Source organism: Dorea longicatena (genome assembly GCF_024168045.1).
Classification (GTDB): Bacteria; Bacillota; Clostridia; order Lachnospirales; family Lachnospiraceae; genus Dorea_A.
In genome coordinates this window covers 560,048-580,104 of record NZ_CP100126.1, presented here as the reverse complement: position 1 = coordinate 580,104, position 20,057 = coordinate 560,048, and the positions used below count along the sequence as shown (strand labels likewise).

The 20,057-nt window shown below is 42.1% G+C and carries 24 protein-coding genes; 2 read left to right on the top strand and 22 right to left on the bottom strand.

Going from position 1 to position 20,057, the window contains the following annotated elements:
* Window positions 1–68: 68 nt before the first annotated feature.
* The 20 genes from NKF87_RS02870 to NKF87_RS02775 form a co-directional block, all read right to left on the bottom strand.
* Window positions 69–353, bottom strand: coding sequence for a DUF2325 domain-containing protein (locus NKF87_RS02870; protein WP_055284895.1), 285 nt, complete (start codon window positions 351–353; stop codon window positions 69–71).
* A gap of 171 nt (window positions 354–524) precedes the next feature.
* A complete protein-coding gene (locus NKF87_RS02865) occupies window positions 525–1,967 on the bottom strand; it encodes a RyR domain-containing protein (RefSeq protein ID WP_117597975.1) in 1,443 nt (480 codons plus the stop codon).
* Between the two features lie 195 nt (window positions 1,968–2,162).
* Window positions 2,163–2,408, bottom strand: a complete 246-nt coding sequence (locus tag NKF87_RS02860) for a DUF1097 domain-containing protein (RefSeq protein WP_242998889.1) — start codon at window positions 2,406–2,408, stop codon at window positions 2,163–2,165.
* Entirely contained in the window at window positions 2,408–3,115 is a 708-nt protein-coding gene (locus tag NKF87_RS14295; RefSeq protein ID WP_330412571.1) for a hypothetical protein, read from the bottom strand. Before NKF87_RS14295 ends, NKF87_RS02860 begins: the two co-directional genes overlap by 1 nt.
* A 650-nt stretch (window positions 3,116–3,765) precedes the next feature.
* Complete coding sequence (locus NKF87_RS02850; protein WP_117597974.1) at window positions 3,766–4,578, bottom strand: purine-nucleoside phosphorylase; 813 nt, start codon at window positions 4,576–4,578, stop codon at window positions 3,766–3,768.
* Window positions 4,571–5,539, bottom strand: a complete 969-nt coding sequence (add, locus tag NKF87_RS02845; protein ID WP_117597973.1) for an adenosine deaminase — start codon at window positions 5,537–5,539, stop codon at window positions 4,571–4,573. The genes NKF87_RS02850 and add overlap by 8 nt, the downstream gene beginning before the upstream one ends.
* 10 nt (window positions 5,540–5,549) lie before the next feature.
* Entirely contained in the window at window positions 5,550–5,999 is a 450-nt protein-coding gene (gene cdd, locus NKF87_RS02840; RefSeq protein WP_117597972.1) for a cytidine deaminase, read from the bottom strand.
* Between the two features lie 18 nt (window positions 6,000–6,017).
* Window positions 6,018–6,800, bottom strand: a complete 783-nt coding sequence (gene udp, locus NKF87_RS02835; protein WP_117597971.1) for a uridine phosphorylase — start codon at window positions 6,798–6,800, stop codon at window positions 6,018–6,020.
* A 203-nt stretch (window positions 6,801–7,003) separates the two neighbouring features.
* Complete coding sequence (gene eno / locus NKF87_RS02830) at window positions 7,004–8,305, bottom strand: phosphopyruvate hydratase (RefSeq protein WP_117597993.1); 1,302 nt, start codon at window positions 8,303–8,305, stop codon at window positions 7,004–7,006.
* A 253-nt stretch (window positions 8,306–8,558) separates the two neighbouring features.
* The gene (locus tag NKF87_RS02825) at window positions 8,559–8,981 is read right to left on the bottom strand and encodes a flavodoxin (protein WP_117597970.1); all 423 of its coding nucleotides are present in this window, start codon (window positions 8,979–8,981) and stop codon (window positions 8,559–8,561) included.
* 34 nt (window positions 8,982–9,015) lie between these two features.
* Complete coding sequence (locus tag NKF87_RS02820) at window positions 9,016–9,582, bottom strand: DUF3793 family protein (protein ID WP_117597969.1); 567 nt, start codon at window positions 9,580–9,582, stop codon at window positions 9,016–9,018.
* A 159-nt stretch (window positions 9,583–9,741) separates the two neighbouring features.
* On the bottom strand, window positions 9,742–11,820 hold the full coding sequence (locus tag NKF87_RS02815) for a heavy metal translocating P-type ATPase (protein ID WP_117597968.1): 2,079 nt from the start codon (window positions 11,818–11,820) through the stop codon (window positions 9,742–9,744).
* 92 nt (window positions 11,821–11,912) lie between these two features.
* Entirely contained in the window at window positions 11,913–12,248 is a 336-nt protein-coding gene (locus NKF87_RS02810) for a DUF6110 family protein (RefSeq protein WP_117597967.1), read from the bottom strand.
* Window positions 12,249–12,419: 171 nt separating this feature from the next.
* Window positions 12,420–12,821 carry a transcriptional repressor gene (locus NKF87_RS02805; protein ID WP_242998887.1) on the bottom strand — a complete coding sequence of 134 codons (402 nt, stop codon included), beginning with the start codon at window positions 12,819–12,821 and terminating at the stop codon, window positions 12,420–12,422.
* 20 nt (window positions 12,822–12,841) lie between these two features.
* Entirely contained in the window at window positions 12,842–13,204 is a 363-nt protein-coding gene (locus tag NKF87_RS02800; protein WP_117597966.1) for a heavy-metal-associated domain-containing protein, read from the bottom strand.
* A 12-nt stretch (window positions 13,205–13,216) separates the two neighbouring features.
* Window positions 13,217–13,378, bottom strand: coding sequence for a hypothetical protein (locus tag NKF87_RS02795; protein ID WP_181978363.1), 162 nt, complete (start codon window positions 13,376–13,378; stop codon window positions 13,217–13,219).
* 14 nt (window positions 13,379–13,392) lie between these two features.
* Complete coding sequence (locus tag NKF87_RS02790; protein WP_022415935.1) at window positions 13,393–13,602, bottom strand: FeoB-associated Cys-rich membrane protein; 210 nt, start codon at window positions 13,600–13,602, stop codon at window positions 13,393–13,395.
* Between the two features lie 61 nt (window positions 13,603–13,663).
* Complete coding sequence (gene feoB / locus NKF87_RS02785; protein ID WP_117597965.1) at window positions 13,664–15,847, bottom strand: ferrous iron transport protein B; 2,184 nt, start codon at window positions 15,845–15,847, stop codon at window positions 13,664–13,666.
* A 70-nt stretch (window positions 15,848–15,917) separates the two neighbouring features.
* Window positions 15,918–16,136, bottom strand: coding sequence for a FeoA family protein (locus NKF87_RS02780; RefSeq protein WP_006428445.1), 219 nt, complete (start codon window positions 16,134–16,136; stop codon window positions 15,918–15,920).
* Between the two features lie 57 nt (window positions 16,137–16,193).
* Window positions 16,194–16,403, bottom strand: a complete 210-nt coding sequence (locus NKF87_RS02775) for a FeoA family protein (RefSeq protein WP_006428444.1) — start codon at window positions 16,401–16,403, stop codon at window positions 16,194–16,196.
* A gap of 254 nt (window positions 16,404–16,657) precedes the next feature.
* Here NKF87_RS02775 and NKF87_RS02770 point away from each other — a divergent pair, with 254 nt between their 5' ends.
* Both NKF87_RS02770 and NKF87_RS02765 read left to right on the top strand, forming a co-directional pair.
* On the top strand, window positions 16,658–17,038 hold the full coding sequence (locus tag NKF87_RS02770) for a metal-dependent transcriptional regulator (RefSeq protein ID WP_006428443.1): 381 nt from the start codon (window positions 16,658–16,660) through the stop codon (window positions 17,036–17,038).
* A 77-nt stretch (window positions 17,039–17,115) separates the two neighbouring features.
* Window positions 17,116–17,637 (top strand): nitroreductase, encoded by a 522-nt coding sequence (locus NKF87_RS02765; protein WP_117597964.1) that lies wholly within the window; start codon window positions 17,116–17,118, stop codon window positions 17,635–17,637.
* A gap of 82 nt (window positions 17,638–17,719) precedes the next feature.
* Here NKF87_RS02765 and NKF87_RS02760 read toward each other — a convergent pair whose 3' ends face one another.
* The gene (locus NKF87_RS02760; RefSeq protein ID WP_117597963.1) at window positions 17,720–18,841 is read right to left on the bottom strand and encodes a 5-methyltetrahydropteroyltriglutamate--homocysteine S-methyltransferase; all 1,122 of its coding nucleotides are present in this window, start codon (window positions 18,839–18,841) and stop codon (window positions 17,720–17,722) included.
* Between the two features lie 635 nt (window positions 18,842–19,476).
* Window positions 19,477–19,890, bottom strand: coding sequence for a GNAT family N-acetyltransferase (locus NKF87_RS02755; RefSeq protein ID WP_330371137.1), 414 nt, complete (start codon window positions 19,888–19,890; stop codon window positions 19,477–19,479).
* Window positions 19,891–20,057 lie beyond the last annotated feature (167 nt).

Genomic DNA, 20,057 nt, shown 5'->3' with positions numbered 1-20,057 from the left:
TTTTTAGATTAAAAAAGATCAAGAAAAGGTGTCAGCATCTGACGTGGGCTTTCCCACATTCCAGATACTTATGCTGTACAGGCATTCTGAAGAATCTCATTTAATGCATTTCCACTGCTTGTATGGCATCTCACGATTTGTGCATTGCATTTTTCCGCTTCTGTCACTGCACAGTGTACCATCTTATGAGATACTGTGTTGGTAAATAGGATCAACAAATCAGGACTTCCGATCTTTTCACTTAAATTTCCAGACATCTGTGTGAATACTTTCGCTTTGCACTTGTATTCTTTACAGATTTTTTTATATTGATGAACCATTCTGTCGTGTCCGCCTACAATTACTATACTCATGTATTTCCTCCTTTTATGTACACAGGTTAGCTTTATCTAACTAGTATGATACATGATTTTTGTAAAAATAGGAAGAGGATATGTTGAGAACATTTCTCAATATATTTATTACACAAGAAACACCACTCCTTTCGGGGTGGTGTTTCTACGCAAAAATGTTATCCTGTTTTTTTAACTTTCTGCAAACAACTTCTGCAGCATACGGATATTATCCTTATCTTTTTTCTTTTCTTCTTCCGTCAATTCATCATATGGTATCAGATCCTTGTGGATCCGAAGCGTGGCATCTTTTCTCGCACCATTTTTCGGAATTCCCATTCGCCAGTTGTGGAACTGATGATACCTGCACCACCGGATATGTTCGAGTTCAGCCAGAAGTTCCATCTGTTTCTGGCTCAGTCCGGCAGCATCCATACTCCATCCGTCTATCTTCATCATATGTACCCGTATCTTATGATAATCGGCTGCACTGACATTGGAATATCTCGTAAATCCATCCAGTTTTCCCCATTCCAGTTCCATATTTTCCGAATTTTCCTCCACACCTCCGTACAGATGTGCATAATGAAGATTCAATTTCTTTGCATGCTCGAACATCTCTGTTCCCAGCACGTTGGCCGGATTCCATGCTTCTTTTTCCCATTCCACTACATGCAGACGTTCTCTTCCCGATAACAGTTCAAATCCATCGTCTTCCACCGTAAATACTTCAAAAGCTGTACCCGTTGTAGATGCCAGAAGCTTTCCTGCCATTCCAAGCTGCCCTTTCTGCGGGAGCAGAAGGATCCTGTCTGCAGATTCCAGAAGCGGTATGTTCTCATACCAGTGTTCTGCATGAAAGATCACCGGGTCACTCATCTGGAACAGTTCTCTGTGCGAAGCCTGAAATTCTGCTCCGTCTCCAAAGATATGATACTCTATCCGCTGTTTAGGGTCAAAGATATTATCCTGCAGTGCATATTCCAGAAGTTTTTCCCCTAGAAGTCCGAATCCCAGAAATATGATCTGCAAATGATGCCCTTGTGCACAAGAGGTTTCATACAGGCAATTCCTTCTCCAGTATAATCTAGCCGCCGTTTCTTCCGGACAAAACAGGCGTAAATGCGGATTCAGGATTCCCTCTGCCGCAAGATTTTCAGATTTCAGATAAACGGTATGCCCCGCAAATGCTTCTCTGTGCTGTCCGTAAAACCGGAAATTCTCGTCCTCATTTCCAAGAAGCAGGTATTTCTTCGCTTTCACCCACTCCCAGTCTTCTCCGGCATCTATCCCGCAGGATCCCAGTGCCTGTACCATTTCTTTCCGGTGAATATTATCCCCATATACGGCAATGCTGTCTCCGCTGTAATACCGCAGCAACTGCAATATCCTGCCACGAATCTTTGATATCGACATCAGAACACCGCTGGCCGTCATAAGCGGTGCTGTCCATCTGGCGATCTCGATCAGTATATTCGGCGGTGAATCCGAATAATTCAGGAAATACATCTCCATACTCAGAAACAGCGAATCCACCACCGGCTGACCATCTAGAACCGTAAATCCTGTAACACCCATGACAAACGGAACCAGGATCAGCAGATATTTTCCTATATTGCTTTTCTTCTCTTTCATTCTTTTTTCCTTTTTCTCCTATGATTTCTTTACTGTCTGTACAATATAGTACATCAGCGGAATCTGATCTTCAATGTATATAAGATCCCTGGTACAATAAAATCAATGATTCAGTCAAATTCTATCACATCTTTAGATTTCTGCATATATTTTCTATTTAATGCATTATGGCGGCTATCACCGATCGGAATAAACTTACAAGGTCCTATCCTGTGCTGACTGCAATACATTTTCTCCCATATATGTATCACATTCTTTTTTCTCAGTCACTGCCTGATACAGCCAGTTTCCTCCATACTCACAGGAAAGTCCTAAGAATGCTCCGATCACCAGCGATATCGCCAACACACTCCAGTTTCCATCCGTTGCGAATGTTATAAAGCATCCCATGAATATTCCCGGGCAGAAATCAAACCACTCGGATTTTGCAATGATGCACATCACAAATGTAATGATCCCGCACCGTTATCTGTATTTTTCATGATCTTCACCAGACGGCTTGTTCCAAGTCTGTCTGCTCCAAGGCTCATGAATTTCTCAGCATCGTCGAATGAGCTGATTCCACCCGCTGCTTTTACCTTCACACCTTCTCCAACATGATCATGCATCAGTTTTACATTTTCAAATGTTGCTCCGGCTGTAGAGAATCCTGTAGATGTCTTGATGAATTCTGCTCCGGCTTTTGTTACGATTTCACACATCTTAATCTTCTCTTCTTCTGTCAGTTCGTCCAGGATCTCTGTTCCGCTGGCACTCTTATTACCGATGATCGTACGTCCGGTTCTTTTTGACAATTCATCGATCAGTTCCTTTGGAAATCCTGTCTCTGTAAATGTCTTGAACGGAGTTGTGATGTGAAGTCCCATCATCTCCCAGTGTTCGGTCATGGTGTCTTTTCCGTTGCTTGCTTCTCTTAATTTTCCATAATAAGCCAACGTTTTTTCTACAGGTGCAACACCTGCAAGATCTTTTAAGTTAGCAATTCCAAGTTTCTGCAGATTCGGAATTTTAAACTCTTCTACATTTGCCGCAATATGTCCCAGGGTATCTGTCCCCGCATCACCATAAGAAGCGGCGTCCGGCATCTCTCCGGCGCCGAGTGAATCTATGACTACGGTAAATATTCTTTTATATTTCTTTTCGTTCATATTATACACCTTCTTAATTCTCGTATATCAAATATCTGGAACAGTAACGTATTTGCATTCCTGTTCCAGAATTTTTTGACAACATTATGACTCACCCTGTTTATGACAGCTGTCAGGAAGAACTGGACAATGTTGAACTGGATTTCCGTATTGAGCCGCCATCAAAATCAATTTTAGACAACTTTGACCACTATACGGCTGCTGTTGTCATCGTCGACCGCTAGTATAAGCATGAGGGACATACCATTGCGTATTCTTTAAGTTTTATCCCGATCGAGCTGGTCGGCAGACTGCAGATTGACCTGAACAGCACAGATGCCCTGCTGAATTTTCTGGAACATACCTGTTATGAACAAGACCATCACTGCAACCGCTGTGTTACGTATTCTACTGCCGGAAACTTCTCTGCAAAGAATTATAAACTGTCCAGCCATGATTCTTTCCTTATGACACATGAGAATGTGTATGATGAGAATGAGGAGATACTTGTGGTTAGTAAGCATTATATACCGGCGGAGATGTTTGAATTGAAGTATTCTATTTAATCTACCAGACTGGCTACCCAGACCTCCTAAAAAGGGGATGTGAAAAAAATCGATTGAGTTTTTTCACATCCCCTTTTATTCCGTAAATATAGAATGCCTGAAGAATCAAATTGCATCTATCACATCTGTCACCAGTTTTTCAAAATCTTTCGCCACCCTGTCCGCCGTCTCCTGAACTTCGGCGTGGTTAAGCTTTGCATCACTGACGCCTGCTGCCATATTCGTAATGCAGGAGATTCCGCACACTTCCATTCCCATATGTCTGGCTGCCATGGCTTCGCATGCAGTACTCATACCGACTGCGTCTGCGCCCCAGCTTCTGACCATTCGGATTTCTGCCGGTGTCTCGTAATTCGGCCCAGTCAGCTGTACGTATACCCCTTCCTGAAGTGGTATTCCGCAGTCTTTTGCACTTTTACGGATGATTTTCTGAAGATTTTTACTGTATACCTCACTCATATCCGGGAATCTGGTTCCGAGTTCTTCGATATTCGGTCCGATCAACGGACTTGGCACTGCTGTTGTAATGTGATCTGTGATCAGCATAAAGTCACCCGGTCTGAATGATGGATTGACTCCGCCTGCAGCATTAGTCAGAAGAATCTTCTTTGCTCCCATCACCCCCATCAGTCTGGTCGGGAGTACAACATCCTGCATGGAGTACCCTTCATAATAATGCACTCTTCCCTGCATCAGTACGACCGGGACATCTTTCACATATCCGAAGACAAACTGACCTTTATGCCCCTGAACGGTCGATACCGGAAAGTCTTCGATGTCTGTATATTTTACAACCTTTTCTATCTTGATCTTCTCGGCATAATCTCCGAGACCGGATCCTAAGATGACTGCTTTTTCTGGTTTGAAATCCGTCTTTTTTCTTATGCTTTTTAAACATTTTTCCAGTTTTTTATACATACTTCAACATCCTTTCTTTCACTGCATCATCCGCAAATGCCACATCCACTGCGTTCCTCATCATAAGATGAATCTCTTCATCGGTGATTCCATAATTCTTCTGGATAAATTCCAGTTCTTTTGTCAGTGTCGTATTGCTGACTGTACGGTTATCGGTATTTACCGTTACCTTTAATCCGGTATTCAGGAACTCCCGCATCGGATAATCCTTTGTGCTTTCTACCGCTTTTGTCTGCAGATTGCTGATCGGACACATCTCGATACCGATGCCTTTTTTCTGCAATTCTTTCTGTATATCGTCATGCCCTCTCATGGCAATTCCGTGTCCGATTCTTCCGGCTCCGGCTTCTACTGAATCGAGAATATTCTGTACGCTCCCGCATTCGCCTGCATGTAAGGTAAATGGCATGCCAAGTGCTTTCGTCTTTTTGAACAGTTCCATGAACTCTGACATCGGATACAGGCTTTCTGCTCCTGCAAGATCTGCCGCGCATACTCCATATCCCAGATATGCTCTTGCAGTCCGGATCATCCTGACATTCTCTTCTTCACTGTGATGACGCATGGCACAGGTAATTACTCCATACTCTATACCGAAATCTTTCTTTCCTCTTTCCAGTCCGTTAAGCAATGCTTCGATAACTTTGTTACAGTTCATATCCTGCGTCTCAGACAGAAGCGGTGCAAAACGGATCTCTGCATAGCAGACATTTTCCTGTTTCATACTTCTTAATACATCATAGCCAGCTTCTTGCAGTCCGGCTTCATTCATGATACATTTCCCCGGAAGATCAAATTTCTGCAAATATTCATTCAGGCTTCTGCAGTCGTCAGATACACTGAGTTCACTTTGTGACACTTTCCGTCCCAGTCTTTTTTCTATAAATGTGTGGCTCAGCGATCCGTCCAAATGACAGTGCAGCTCGACCTTTGGCAATGCTTTTAATTCTTCTGCTGTCATGATTTCCCCCTTACTCTTTTTTCAGATTCCCAGGTCCGAATCCCAACGGTAATAACTCTTTTAACGTATAGATATCATAATGTTCCAGATCTGTTGCAAGAATGATCTGAAATGTTTCCGGATCACAAAATTCCATCATCACCTGTCTGCACACTCCGCACGGCGGTGCATATTCTGTCAAGACCCCATCTTTTCCTCCTACAATACAGATCGCATCGAATTCCTTCACGCCTTCACTTACTGCCTTAAAAAATGCTGTCCTTTCTGCACAGTTTGTCGGTGTATATGCTGCATTTTCAATATTGCATCCCGTATATACGCTTCCATTTTTCGCCAATAATGCAGCTCCGACTTTGAATCCTGAATAAGGTGTGTAAGAATACTTTAACTGTCCTATTGAAATTTCGATCAGTTGTTTTGGATTATACTTCGACTTATTTCTATTCTCTGTCTTCCCCATCTTGTTTCCCTTCTTCTGTTATTCTTTTTCTTTGTCATACCGGATCAGATTTCTCACTGCATCTATTGCAGTCCGGACTGCCATATTAGTATCATGTACCACCGGATTTTCCAGTCCGAGCTTCTCTCTTTCCTGATTTGCCATAACCAGAAAGCATGCCCCTGCTCTGACACGCAATTTACCGGCCACTATGAAAAGTGCCGCTGATTCCATCTCGGAAGCCAGACATCCCATCTTCTTCCATGCTTCCCATTTGTTCAGCAGTTCATAGCCGACAGGCATTGCTTCCGGTTCATGCTGTCCATAGAATGCATCCTTTGATTGTACCACCCCTGTATGCCAAATGCAGCCATCTTCTTTTGCAGCCTGCACCAGTGCATTCGTTACCTCCAGACTGGCAACTGCCGGATATTCGATTGGTGCATATTCTTTGCTTGTCCCTTCCATGCGGATTGAACCGGTTGCGATCACTATATCACCGCTTTTTACTTCCGGCTGCATTCCACCGCAGGTTCCGATCCGGACAAATGTATCTGCCCCGCAGCGTACCAGTTCTTCCATTGCAATTGCTGCCGACGGTCCTCCGATTCCTGTCGATGTCACACTGACTTTCTCACCATCCAGCATTCCCGTATAAGTCATAAACTCCCGGTTACTTGCAACCAGAACCGGATTTTCCAGATATTCCGCTATCTTTTCACATCTTCCCGGGTCTCCCGGCATGATCACATAGCGTCCGACTTCACCTTTGGCAACCTGAATATGATACTGTCTGCTTGTATCTTCTGAATAATTTTTCATACCGATCCTTCCTTTCGAGCCAGTGGGGACGGGGTTTCCCGGCCTTTTTTCTGTCCCCTCTGGTCTTTAATCTTACCTTTATTTTATCACAATTCAGGCCAAAATAATTTTATTTTCTGACTTTTTCAAAATAGCTTTCAAATAACACCACGAAAAAAGCCAGCGGGGACGGGGAAAAAACCATTTTCCCCGTCCCCATTGGCTTATCTGTTCTTCACATTAAATGCTGCTTTTCCAGGATATACAGCACTTGCTCCGAGCTCTTCCTCGATTCTCAGTAACTGATTGTACTTTGCAACTCGTTCTGATCTTGAAGGTGCTCCTGTCTTGATCTGGCAGGTGTTCAGTGCTACTGCAAGGTCTGCAATTGTTGTATCTTCCGTCTCTCCGGAACGGTGAGATGAGATAGCTGTGTAGCCGGCTTTATGAGCCATCTTGATTGCTTCCAGTGTCTCTGATACAGATCCGATCTGGTTTAACTTGATAAGGATTGAGTTACCGCATCCAAGTTCGATACCTTTGGAAAGTCTCTCTGTATTCGTTACGAACAGATCGTCTCCGACTAACTGTACTTTGTCTCCAAGTTCAGCTGTCAGTTTCTGCCATCCTTCCCAGTCTTCTTCGTCTAATGCATCTTCGATAGAGATGATCGGGTACTTGTCTACCAGTTTCTTCCAGTGCTCAATGAGCTCTTCAGAAGTGAATTTTGTACCTGCCTTTGGAAGTACATATTCGCCCTTCTTCTCACCTTTCCATTCAGAAGATGCTGCATCCATAGCGATCATGACGTCTTTCCCAGGCTCATATCCAGCATCTTTTACTGCCTCTAAGATGTACTGGATTGCTTCTTCATCGGATGCAAGGTCTGGTGCGAATCCACCTTCATCACCTACGGAAGTTGCAAGTCCTTTTGATTTTAATAATGCTGCCAGTGCATGGAAGACTTCTGCACACCAGCGGAGTGCTTCTTTGAAGCTTGGTGCTCCTACAGGCATGATCATGAATTCCTGTACATCTACTGTGTTGGCTGCATGTGCGCCTCCGTTTAATATATTCATCATAGGTACCGGAAGTTTGTTACCATTTACGCCTCCGAGGAAACGGTAAAGCGGAATCGCAAGTGCATTTGCTGCTGCACATGCACTTGCGATCGATACTGCCAGGATAGCATTTGCACCTAAGTTCGATTTATCTTTTGTTCCGTCTGCTGCGATCATTGCTGCATCTACTGCATAAATGTCTGATGCATCTACACCTTTCAGTGCATCGTTAATCACTGTATTAATATTCTCTACGGCTTTGGTTACACCTTTTCCGCCGAAACGGGATTTATCTCCGTCACGCAGTTCCAGTGCTTCGAATTCCCCTGTGGATGCGCCGCTTGGTGCCGCACCTCTTCCTACCGTTCCATCCAGAAGATATACTTCTGCCTCTACCGTCGGATTACCTCTCGAATCAATAATCTCTCTTCCAATAACCTTCTCAATTGCTAAAAAATTCTCCATGTCAAGATCCTTTCCCATGGAACCACTTCTGTCTCTCTTGCTCAGGGATGAGACAGAAGGAGTCTGCCATGATTTATTCACACGATAGTTAGTTTTTTCTAACCGCTGTTAGCATATCATATCTTCTTAGGTGAATCAAGAATATCTTTTTATTGAAAATGAGAACTTTTACCAGTTATTTTATTCTTTCCCGATACTCCTGAAAGAAAATAATAACAAAAATGACAAAAAGCCACTTTTCACGTCCCCTCGGCTAGCAGAGCGCCTTTCCAAGTGCCTGGCAAGCTGCCACCGCATTATCATCCGGTGCTTCGTTCGCAAGTACACTCTCACATGCAAGAACAGCTCCGTCAGCTTTGCATGTCTCTTCCCATGTTCTCATCCATTCTCCGTCTCCCCATCCGTAAGATCCGAAGAGTGCGATCTTCTTTCCGCCAAGCTTGCCTTCGCAGTCAGAGAACATCGGCTCGAATTCGCTGTCTTCCAGTTCTTCCGCTCCCATAGCCGGGCATCCGAATGCTACCGCATCGTAAGCGTCCATCTTATCTGCACCGAATTCTGAAGCTGTTAATACATCCACTTCTGCGCCTGCAGCCTTTGCTCCTTCTGCTACTTCGTTTGCCATAGCCTCTGTGTTACCTGTTCCACTCCAATATACTACTGCAATTTTACTCATTGTTTTCTACCTCTTTCATTGATAATTTTATATGTCAGGCAGCTACTGTAAGCTGCAAAACACTTCTTCCCTGCTGCCAGAGACGTACATAGACATCTCTGCATTTTTTATATTTTGCAAATGTTTTCCGGCATGCGCACTCATCACAATATACTTTCCAGCATCCCACACACTTGAAATTGCGCCCTTCATTTGTAATAAATCCGATCACATCTCCCAGTGGATAATCAAGAAAAATTCCGATTTCATGTGGAAATTCATTGTTTTCGCCGATTCTTGATTTTAACCGGTCCAATGCATATTCCACATCCGTGCTTCCATATCCGTATTTTTTGAGGAACTTCGCCACTCCCGGACGGTTCAGACTGACCTCGAGCTGTTTTTTACGATAGACATAAACCAATACGCGGTTCTCCTGTCTCCGCAATATATAGAGACGGATGCCCTTTTCTTTCATGCACCGGTTCCAGAACTCAATCTGATCTTCCACGTCTGTATCATCTGCAAATGTCATATTAAATAAATTTGCCGATTTCATAGATGCAAGTGTTGCCGAACAATGTTCCACCAGGCATTTTTCAATCAGATATCTGTTTGCCATCTTAGCCCCTCCTAATTTGCGTTAGTTTTTACTAACATCCTTGTATTTGAATATTATCTTATTCTTTCAAAACTGTCAAGAATTATGCACAAAAAAGAAGCTTAACGAATTTAAATCTCATTAAGCTTCTTTTTTTCTTTTTTATATGTCAGTTTTATTCTACGCATCCAAAAGATTCTGCATACTCTTAAGTCCGATTACCAGTGTTGATGTATTGTGCAGCAATGCAGATGTTGTCGGCATGATGATTCCTGTCACGCCAAGACCGATCAGCCCTGCGTTAAATCCGACGATCATACGGTAATTGCGGCTGATTCTCCTGATCAGACCATTACTGATCTTCTTCAGAGTTACCAATTCTCTTAAATTATCTGCACCGACAGTAATATCTGCAATCTCTCTTGCAAGTTCTGCACCATCACTGATCGCGATTCCTACATTGGCTGCGGAAAGAGCCGGTGAATCATTGATACCGTCACCGATCATAATAACCTTACGCCCTGCTGCTTTTTCTTTATCACAAAAACTTGCCTTATCTTCCGGCAGTACTTCCGCATAGTATTCATCCACGCCTACGCGTTTTGCAATTGCTTTTGCGGTACGTTCACTATCACCGGTCATCATAACAATCTTACTTAATCCCGCTTCACGAAGTTCCTTTATTACCTCTGCTGCTTCTTCACGTAACGGATCTTCGATGCAGATCACTGCTGCAAGTTTTCCTTCAATCGCCATATACAGATGTGAATATTCTTCCGGCAGATTATCAAACTGTTCTTTCTTGCCATCCGGAATGATTACCTTTTCATCTTCGAATACAAAATGATAGCTTCCGATCACTGCTTTCTTTCCTTCGATCTGTGTGGAAATTCCGTGGGCTACGATGTATTCCACTTTTGAATGCATCTCCTCATGATCCAGATGTTTTGCCTTTGCTGCGCTGACAACTGCTTTTGCCATAGAATGCGGGAAATGTTCCTCCAGGCATGCAGCAATACGGAGCAGTTCATCTTCATTCATTTCATTGAATGATACCACTTTTGCCACTGTCGGTTTTGCTTTTGTCAGTGTTCCCGTCTTATCAAATACGATGGTATCTGCTTCGGCAACTGCTTCCAGATATTTTCCACCTTTTACTGTAATCTTATACATACCTGCTTCGCGGATCGCAGAGAGTACGGAGATTGGCATCGCAAGTTTTAAAGCACAGGAGAAATCTACCATCAGAATAGACAATGCTTTTGTCGTATTTCTTGTAAGCAGCCAGGTAAGTGCTGTTCCTCCAAGAGAATACGGAACCAGTTTGTCTGCCAGATGTTCTGCCCTGCTTTCCAGACCTGATTTCAATTTTTCAGAATCTTCTATCATAGCCGCAATCTTTTCGTAACGGCTGGATCCACCGACAGCCTTTACATCAATTGTGACCTCTCCTTCTTCCACAACAGTTCCTGCATATACATAATTTCCAATTGTTCTTCTTACCGGCACAGATTCTCCTGTCAGGGAAGCCTGATTGATCATTGCTTCTCCGTCCACAACTTCACCGTCAAATGGAATTACATTTCCCATATGGACTACTACCTGATCACCTGCTTTAATCTTACTTGACGGAACAAGGACGGCCTGGTCTTCTGTCTTCAGCCATACTTTTCCGACGTTCAGTGACATGGTCCTTGCCAGATCATCGACTGATTTCTTATGTGTCCACTCTTCCAGAAGTTCTCCGATTCCAAGTAAGAACATCACAGATCCCGCAGTATCAAAGTCACTTCTTAAGATAGAGACACCGATCGCCGTAGCGTCCAGTACAGGGACTTCCAGTTTTCTTTCCATCAGTGTCTTAATACCTTTCCAGATATATTTTGCAGACATAATGGTTGTATATGCTGCTGAGATCGGATATGGCAGTAAGAATTTTCTTCCATAATGGAACAGAATCTTATCCACCAGTTTCTCCTGATACTCTGCATTCATTGCTCTTCCGGATGTCTCTAACAGGCCATTCGGCACTTCTACTTCCTCATAACGGAATCTGCGGAGTCCTTCGATGATTGTTTCTCTGTTTCCCTTATAATGAATCGTTGCGTCCGCCGTTCTGTCATAGACATCTGCGCGGAATACGCCGTCTATATTCTGCAGATAAAAGAGAAGAATGTCTGCCTGTTCATGAGTCATGCGTTTCTGCTCCATATGGATACGGATTCTTCCTCTTATCTCATGCTTAACCTTAAATTTCACTCTTGTCACCTCTTGTTAGTCTTGCAAAAGCACCTGCAGATGTTCCGCAGGTGCCCGTGTATTATGGCAACTTATAATCTTCGTGCCCGTTTTTATGCTTCTGTAGCTGCTTCAGCTTCTGCAGTCTCTGCTGCTTCCTCTGTCTCTTCCGCTACTTCACAATAGTCATCTACAACTTCTGCTTCTGCCTCTGCTGCTCTGTCTTCATTGATCTGCTTTGCTTCCGCTAAAATATCTCCTGCATTCTCCTGAACACTTGTTGCTGTCTTCATCACACAAGATTTTGCTCTTAATACGGCTGCTGTACAATTTGTATATAATTTCTTGGCATCATCACTTGTCAGAATCTTGATTCCTGCTGTTCCGAAAGCTACTCCTGCTGCAAAAAGTCCTGGTTTTTTCCAATTAATGTCTTTTAAATTTAACATATGTATTCCCTCCATTGTATATTTATTAATTAAACACTATAAACACTATAACAAAAAGGACATCCCTTCATTTGTGTCCGGCAGTCATTTTTGTTTCTGCAAATTATAACACCAAAGAATGTCCTTTTCAAATATTTTTCATGCTATTGATAAATTTTTTCAATAGCATCTTTATGACTGCACTGTTATGTTCCGTACTTTCTGATCTTCTACATAACCACATGCTTTCAAGCCTGCCTGTATCACAGCATTCCAGTTCTTTGCAGACAGATGCTTGATCGTATCATCGTCCAGTTCAACCGTACATGCATTCTGCAGGTCACAGTCCGGATCACATGCTACTTTATACATGTTCCTGCGGTTGATCGCTCCGATTTCCTCCAGCTTGTTGATCATCCGGTATACGGTTGCTGTTCCGATACTTGGATCGATCCGGGATGCGCGGTAATAGATTTCTTTGCAACAGGAACAGTTTTCTTCCAGTATAATATCCAGAAGCATCCGTCTCTGCTTGGTGATCCTGCATCCACTGGCTTTTAGTTTCTGTACAATCGCTTCTTTTGCCTTATCCACCTGTCATCCTCCTATCGTATCTACTCTGTTATAGAAACAACCTGAAATCCTGCTTTTTCAACTGCTTTTTTCAAAACATCATTTGCAATCTCACGGTCATAAGACACCACTGCTTCTTTCTTCTGTAAGTCCACTCTTGCCGAAACACCTTCTATCTCATTTAACGCTTTCTTTACTGACTGTACGCAGTGCTCACAGGTCATACCTCCGATATGAACTGTCTTCTTTCCGATCACCGGATTCTTCAGTTCTTTATCGTCAGTTTTGATGATACCGGTTCCGCCGCCACAGCAGGGACTGTCACCTTTAAAATGCCTGATTGCTCCTCTCAGTGCAAATCCAAGAAGAACGATCACGATTAATACAACTATAATATCTGCCATATCTCTATCCCTCTATTCTTTGTTCTCCTCATTATCCATGCTGAACTTTTCGTCTCTTTTTTTCTCCTGCCATTTCCCGAACCAGAGAAATGCCTGATAGATAGAAGCACCGACAATGTAAAGGACGATCACGATCACGAACAGGTAGAACATAGAGCCTGTCGAATTGCCCATGACTGCCAACTCCTTTATTTACCATACATATTTTCGATCATTTTTTTCACTTCATCAGGATCTGAACTGCAGCATCCACCACCGCATCCACTGCATCCGGCACAGCTGCCGCCACATCCCTGGATGACTCCATTTTTAAATCTCTTCACAATTCCGTATACCAGGTATGCGCAATACCCTAATATTAATGCTAAAATAATGATATCTGCTAAAATGGCTACCATGAAAACTGCCTCCTTCAAAGGGAAATCCGGACGTAAATAAGTTACGTCCGGTCCGCTCTACTTATGCATTTACAGAACGTTTAGAATAAACTTTCTGATCTTTATACGGATCAGGTCTGAATAACAGGAACAGCATGACTGCTACTACCACAAATGCCACTGCTGTACCAACTCCAAATCCGCCGCCGGTTACTAATGTACCAATCTGGTATACACAAAGTGTTACGAGATAAGCGAATACATTCTGGAACAGGATTGCAAACCAGAACCATTTCTTAGACTGCATCTGCTGTGCCATCGTTGCTATGGCTGCCAGACAAGGGGAATCCAACAGGTTGAATAACAGGAATGAAAATGCTGCTACTGCACTCGGGAACCAGTTCTGGATAGCCTGAGCTACTGTTACAGTATCTTCTGACTGGCTCTCTGCTACGTTCGCAAGTACACCCATTGTTGAAACGATTGCTTCTTTTGCTGTGAATCCGGAAAGAGAAGCTGCTACCGGCTGCCACTCTCCAAATCCAAGTGGTGCAAAGATTGGTGCAATAAATCCGCCGATTACTGCAAGTAAACTGTCTGCACTGTCATCTACAAGTCCGAATCCACCGTTCGTAAATCCGAATCCACCAAGGAACCACATAACTACACATGCAAGGAACAGGATCGTTCCGGCTTTGATGATAAAGCCTTTCAGTCTTTCCCATACATGAAGAAGAACTGTCTTAGCCTGTGGAACGTGATACTGTGGAAGCTCCATAACGAATGGTGCCGGTTTTCCTGAGAATGGTTTTGTCTTCTTCAGGATGATTGCTGCTACTAATACTGCTACGATACCTACAAAATACATGATTGGCGCCATAAGTCCGCCTGCTGTATAGCTTCCGGTTGCGTAACTTGCCATAACTCCACCCATTAATGCGATAACCGGTAACTTCGCTCCGCATGGGATAAATGTTGCTGTCATAATTGTCAGACGTCTGTCATTGTCCTGTTCAATGGTCTTAGAAGCCATGATTCCAGGAATACCACAACCGGATGAAATCAGAAGTGGAATGAAGCTCTTACCAGACAGTCCGAAGTGTCTGAATACACGGTCCATAACGAATGCGATACGTACCATATATCCACAGTCTTCCAGGATAGAAAGGAAGAGGAACAGGATTGCCATCTGTGGTACGAATCCGAGTACGGCTCCGATACCGCCGATGATACCATCAACTACCAATCCTTCGATCACGCTGCTTATGCCGGCTGCTTCAAGTCCTTTTGAAGCGATATCCTGAATTGCACCTACGAATGTATCATTCGTCCAGTCTGTAACAATTGTACCGATTGTTGTTACGGAAATGTAGTAAACAATAAACATAACTGCGATAAAGATCGGAATACCAAGAATACGGTTTGTAACGATCCGGTCGATCTTATCGGATGTTGTTAATTTGTCTTTTCCTTTTTTAACTGTTGTCTCAACGATCTTCTGGATGAATTTGTAACGTTCATCTGTTACGATACTTTCCATATCATCGTCATGTTTTGTCTCAAGTTCTTTTCTGTCTTTATCAACTGCTGCTTTTGCTGCTGCAGAAAGATTCATGCTTTCTACAACCTTGCTGTCGTTCTCAAGGAATTTCACAGCATACCATCTCTTCTTGTCTTCTGAGATTGTATCCGGGAGAACCCCTTTCACATCTGCAACTGCTGCTTCCATTTCTTTAGAGAAAATTTCTCTTGGAAGATCAACTTCTTTTTTATTAGCTACTTTGATTGCTGTCTCAACCAGCGCATCCAGTCCTGTCTGTTTCAGGGCAGAAGTCTCAACGATCGGGCAATCTAACAACATAGAAAGTCTCTTTGTATCGATCTTGATTCCTCTCTTCTCCAGAAGGTCTGTCATGTTCAGTGCGATAACTACCGGAACACCTGTCTCGATCAGCTGTGTTGTAAGATACAGGTTACGTTCAATATTCGTTGCATCTACAAGATCAATAATAACATCCGGATTATCGTTTAAGATATAATCTCGGCTGACTACTTCTTCCAATGTGTACGGTGAAAGAGAATAGATACCCGGAAGGTCTGTTACAACAATGTCATCATTCTTTCTCTTTCCTTTTAATTTTCCTTCTTTTTTCTCTACTGTAACCCCCGGCCAGTTACCAACATACTGGTTGGCACCCGTTAAGGCATTAAACATTGTGGTCTTACCACAGTTTGGGTTTCCCGCAAGTGCGATCTTGATTCCCATTCCTATTTACCTCCTTGAACGTGTAAATTCTAATGCGACAATATGTATCTGTCAGTTCCTTCGGTAAGTCTTATTTTACCTGAACACACTGGGCATCGTCTTTTCTTACTGAAAGTTCATAGCCTCTGACTGTAATCTCTACAGGATCTCCGAGAGGAGCTACTTTTCTGATATACAGTTCACTGCCTTTTGTGATTCCCATGTCCATAATACGGCGCTTGTATGCGCTGTCCCCTTCAATCTTCGTTACAACAACTGTACTTCCAACTTTTGCATCACCTAAAGTCATTGCTGTTTCTCCTTTCCTTAGATTGTTAGTATCTATAATACAGCAGACACCCCGGTACTAAACCATGATGTGCCGCGCCATATCCTCATTTACTGCCACTCTGGAGTCTTTGACATTTACGATCACATTGCCTCCGATCTTCGACAGTACAACAACTTCCGCTCCTGCAACAAATCCAAGATTTGCCAGAAAACGTCTTGTCTCTTCATTTCCACCAATACGTGAGATTGTGTTTGTTTCACCGATACCGGCCATTGTAAGTGGCATAATAACACCTCATTTTCTTTATGTAGTATTTTTTACATCTTTCCATGTAATTTCTCAAGGATTTTGATAATGATAAATGTTTTCATTATCCCCTCGCAATAGTTAGTATATGCTAACGTTTGTTAGCTGTCAACCACTTTTTTTCATTTTATTGATTATTATTTCTCAATAAGTTTTTTCTTCCGTTTGCCAGTCGTAACTAACTATGTTATACTAAACTCAATGTTAACGTATAAAGGAAGGAATGACTTATTATGAGCAATGTATTAAATGAATCTGCCGAGAACTATCTTGAAACAATTCTGATTTTAAGCCAGAAACTGCCCGTAGTGCGTTCCGTAGATATTGCCAATGAGCTTGGTTTTAAGAAATCCAGTGTCAGTGTTGCTATGAAGAATCTTCGCGAAAAGGAACATATTAAAGTAGATGAACAGGGATTTATCCATTTGACACCATCCGGTCTGGAGATTGCAAATATGATTTACGAACGCCACACCCTTTTATCATCCTGGCTGATACATCTCGGCGTACCTGCGGATGTCGCTGCTGCCGATGCATGTAAGATGGAGCATGTGATCAGTAAAGAAAGTTTCGAAGCGATCAAGAGACATGTATACGAGAACAAGGAAGTGTAAATCATCCGTTTCGTTTTATTTTCTTTTTATATTATGAGTTTTTATTTTTTCACTGTATTCTAAAGGAGTCTTGATTTATGAACGAAAGTATTAAAAACATGATCGAACGCCGCAGTGTACGCGGTTACAAACCGGACATGATCCCGAAAGAAGATCTGGATCTGATTCTTGAAGCAGGCACTTATGCCGCAACCGGCATGGGAATGCAGTCACCGGTTATTGTTGCTGTTACCGACAAGGCAACCCGTGATCAGCTTTCCAAAATGAATGCGGATGTCATGGGAACTGATACAGATCCGTTCTACGGAGCACCGGTTGTCCTGGTTGTATTAGCTGATAAGAACAGACCGACATATATCTATGACGGAAGCCTTGTTATGGGGAATCTGATGAACGCCGCTGCTTCTCTTGGAATCGGAAGCTGCTGGATCCACCGTGCGAAAGAAGTCTTCGCATCGGAAGAGGGAAAAGTACTTCTTAAGAAATGGGGCGTGGAAGGTGACTATGAAGGTATCGGGCATTGTGTGCTCGGATATCCTGCTGCGGATATTCCTAAAGCGAAGCCTCGCAAAGAGAATTATGTGTATTATGTAGATTAAATTAATAACGAGAACAAAAAAGAGGAATCCCAGATCAATGTGATCTTCAGGATTCCTCTTTTTGTGCTTTACTATGTATAATCTATGCTTTCTTCCACACTTCTTCAGCGATCTCTTTTACCAGTTTTAATTTTGCCCACTGCTCTTCTTCTGTCAGTTTATTACCGATTTCGCAGGATGCAAATCCACACTGCGGGCTTAAATACAATCTCTCAAGCGGAATATACTTTTCTGCTTCATGGATTCTTTTGATCACGGTTTCTTTGTCTTCAAGTTCCGGTGACTTAGTTGTGACCAGTCCCAGAACGACTTTCTTATCCTCTGAAACTTTTGCAAGCGGTGCAAATCCTCCTGATCTTGCATCATCATATTCCAGGAATAATGCGTCTACATTTTCCTTTGCAAATACATAGTCTGCTACGGAATCATATGGACCACTTGTAAAGAATGTTGAGTGATAGTTACCTCTACAGATATGTGAAGTGATCACCATATCTGCCGGTTTTCCTTCTAATGCAAGGTTATTTACTTCCAGCAGCTGTCCTTTTACTTCGTCCAGATCCTGTCCAAGATTCTTATATCTCTGTTTTGCAGCATCACCTACAATTGCTCCCCATGTACAGTCATCCAGCTGCAGGTTGCGGCATCCGGCCTCATAAAACTGCTTAATGACTTCCTGATAAGCCTTTCCGATATCCCGGATCAGTTCTTCATTAGTTGCATAGTATTTTCTTGTATTCTCAAAGTTTGCCGGAACGATCATCTGCTGGAACATCTGTGCCGGTGCCGGAATTGTATATTTTGCGACCGTATTCTCGTCTTCGAACTGTTTCAGGAATTTGAACCCTTCTACAAACGGATGTGCCTTTGCCTTTACTTTTCCGGTCAGATAAGTGTCTTCCAGCGCTGCCATCTCCGCATTGAACTGTACACCCGCTCCTGTCTGTTCGTGGCCAACACCTTCAAATCCCCACATGAAGTCCAGGTGCCAGTAAGTTCTTCTGAATTCCCCATCTGTAATGATGTGGAATCCCAACTCTTTCTGCTTTGCGACTACTTCTGTAACTGCCTTATCAACGACAGCATCACATTCTTCTTTTGTGATCTTTCCTTCACTGTAATCTGCTTTTGCCTGTTTTACTTCCTGTGGTCTTAAAAAACTTCCCACAAAATCATATCTGTATGGTGTCTGGTATTTGCTCATTTTCTATATCCTCCTGTATGTATATTCTTGTTCTTTGCCTGGATATAGAGTAGCATGATTTGAAGGATTTGAATAATACATATAACTTGCAGTTTGCTATAGTTTTAAGCTATAGCAGTTTATCCTTTTTGAAATCAATTTTTTCCATTTAATATCCATTTTCCATAAACATGATATTTTTCAGAGTAAATTGTTTGTTCTACAATCTTTTGTTTCATATCTTGTAAACTTTTATGATATTTTTGTAATCTTTCTTCTCTTAATTGTTTTTATAAAAAAATACAGCATCCATATCAGATACTGTATCATTCAATCGGAGTGACGTGATTCGAACACGCGACCTCTACGGTCAACGAACAACGTATTTACGGGCTTTGTAAGGGGTATTTAAGAATCCCAACCAAAAGCCAACCAATGACAAATATAAACAAGCGACCTAAACGGTCAGAAAGGAAAACTTGTATATCCGTTTGTTCTAAAAGTTTATTAAATTCAATAGATTAGCTAAAAAACACTAGCCATAGGTGTTCCCTGTGGCTAATTTCCGCCATTGTGCCAAGCAAGATTATGTACTTAATTTTGACAAACTGGAAGTTGTCGAGTTTTATATATTGACCAAAAGTTTGATTTAAGAACTATAAGACTTTTTTCAAATAATATCTATAATGCTTTTCTGGACAATTTTCTAATATACCAAATACAATATACCCTTGCTTCTCATAAAATTCTTTGGCTTGAAAATCAAATGTATCAAGATGAATAAGTTTAGCACCTTTTGATTTAGCATCATTTTCAACTTCTTCTAAAAGTAAGCTACCAAGTTTTTTCCCTCTATAACTAGAATCGACCCACAATGTATCAACATAAACTACATTCCAACAATACATCCTTGCTACAATACCAGCAACAATCTTATCATCCTTACCGATTTTCTTGCTTAAATCTATGAAATTTTCTTTCTGTTTAGCCTCAACCTGAGATAGATTATATTCCACCAGTCTTTCAATAATATAATCCTGTTCTTTCTTTGAACATACATCAATTTTCATAATATAATTTCCTTTCATATAATAAATCGGATTTGTCCAGATTTACAAATTCTATTTGCTTAACTTTCACTACTCACAGTATAATTCGATTTTATAAAATACACAAGTAAAAAGGTATGAGAGACTTTCACACCTCCGCATACCCTTTTATCCATTCCATGCCAATA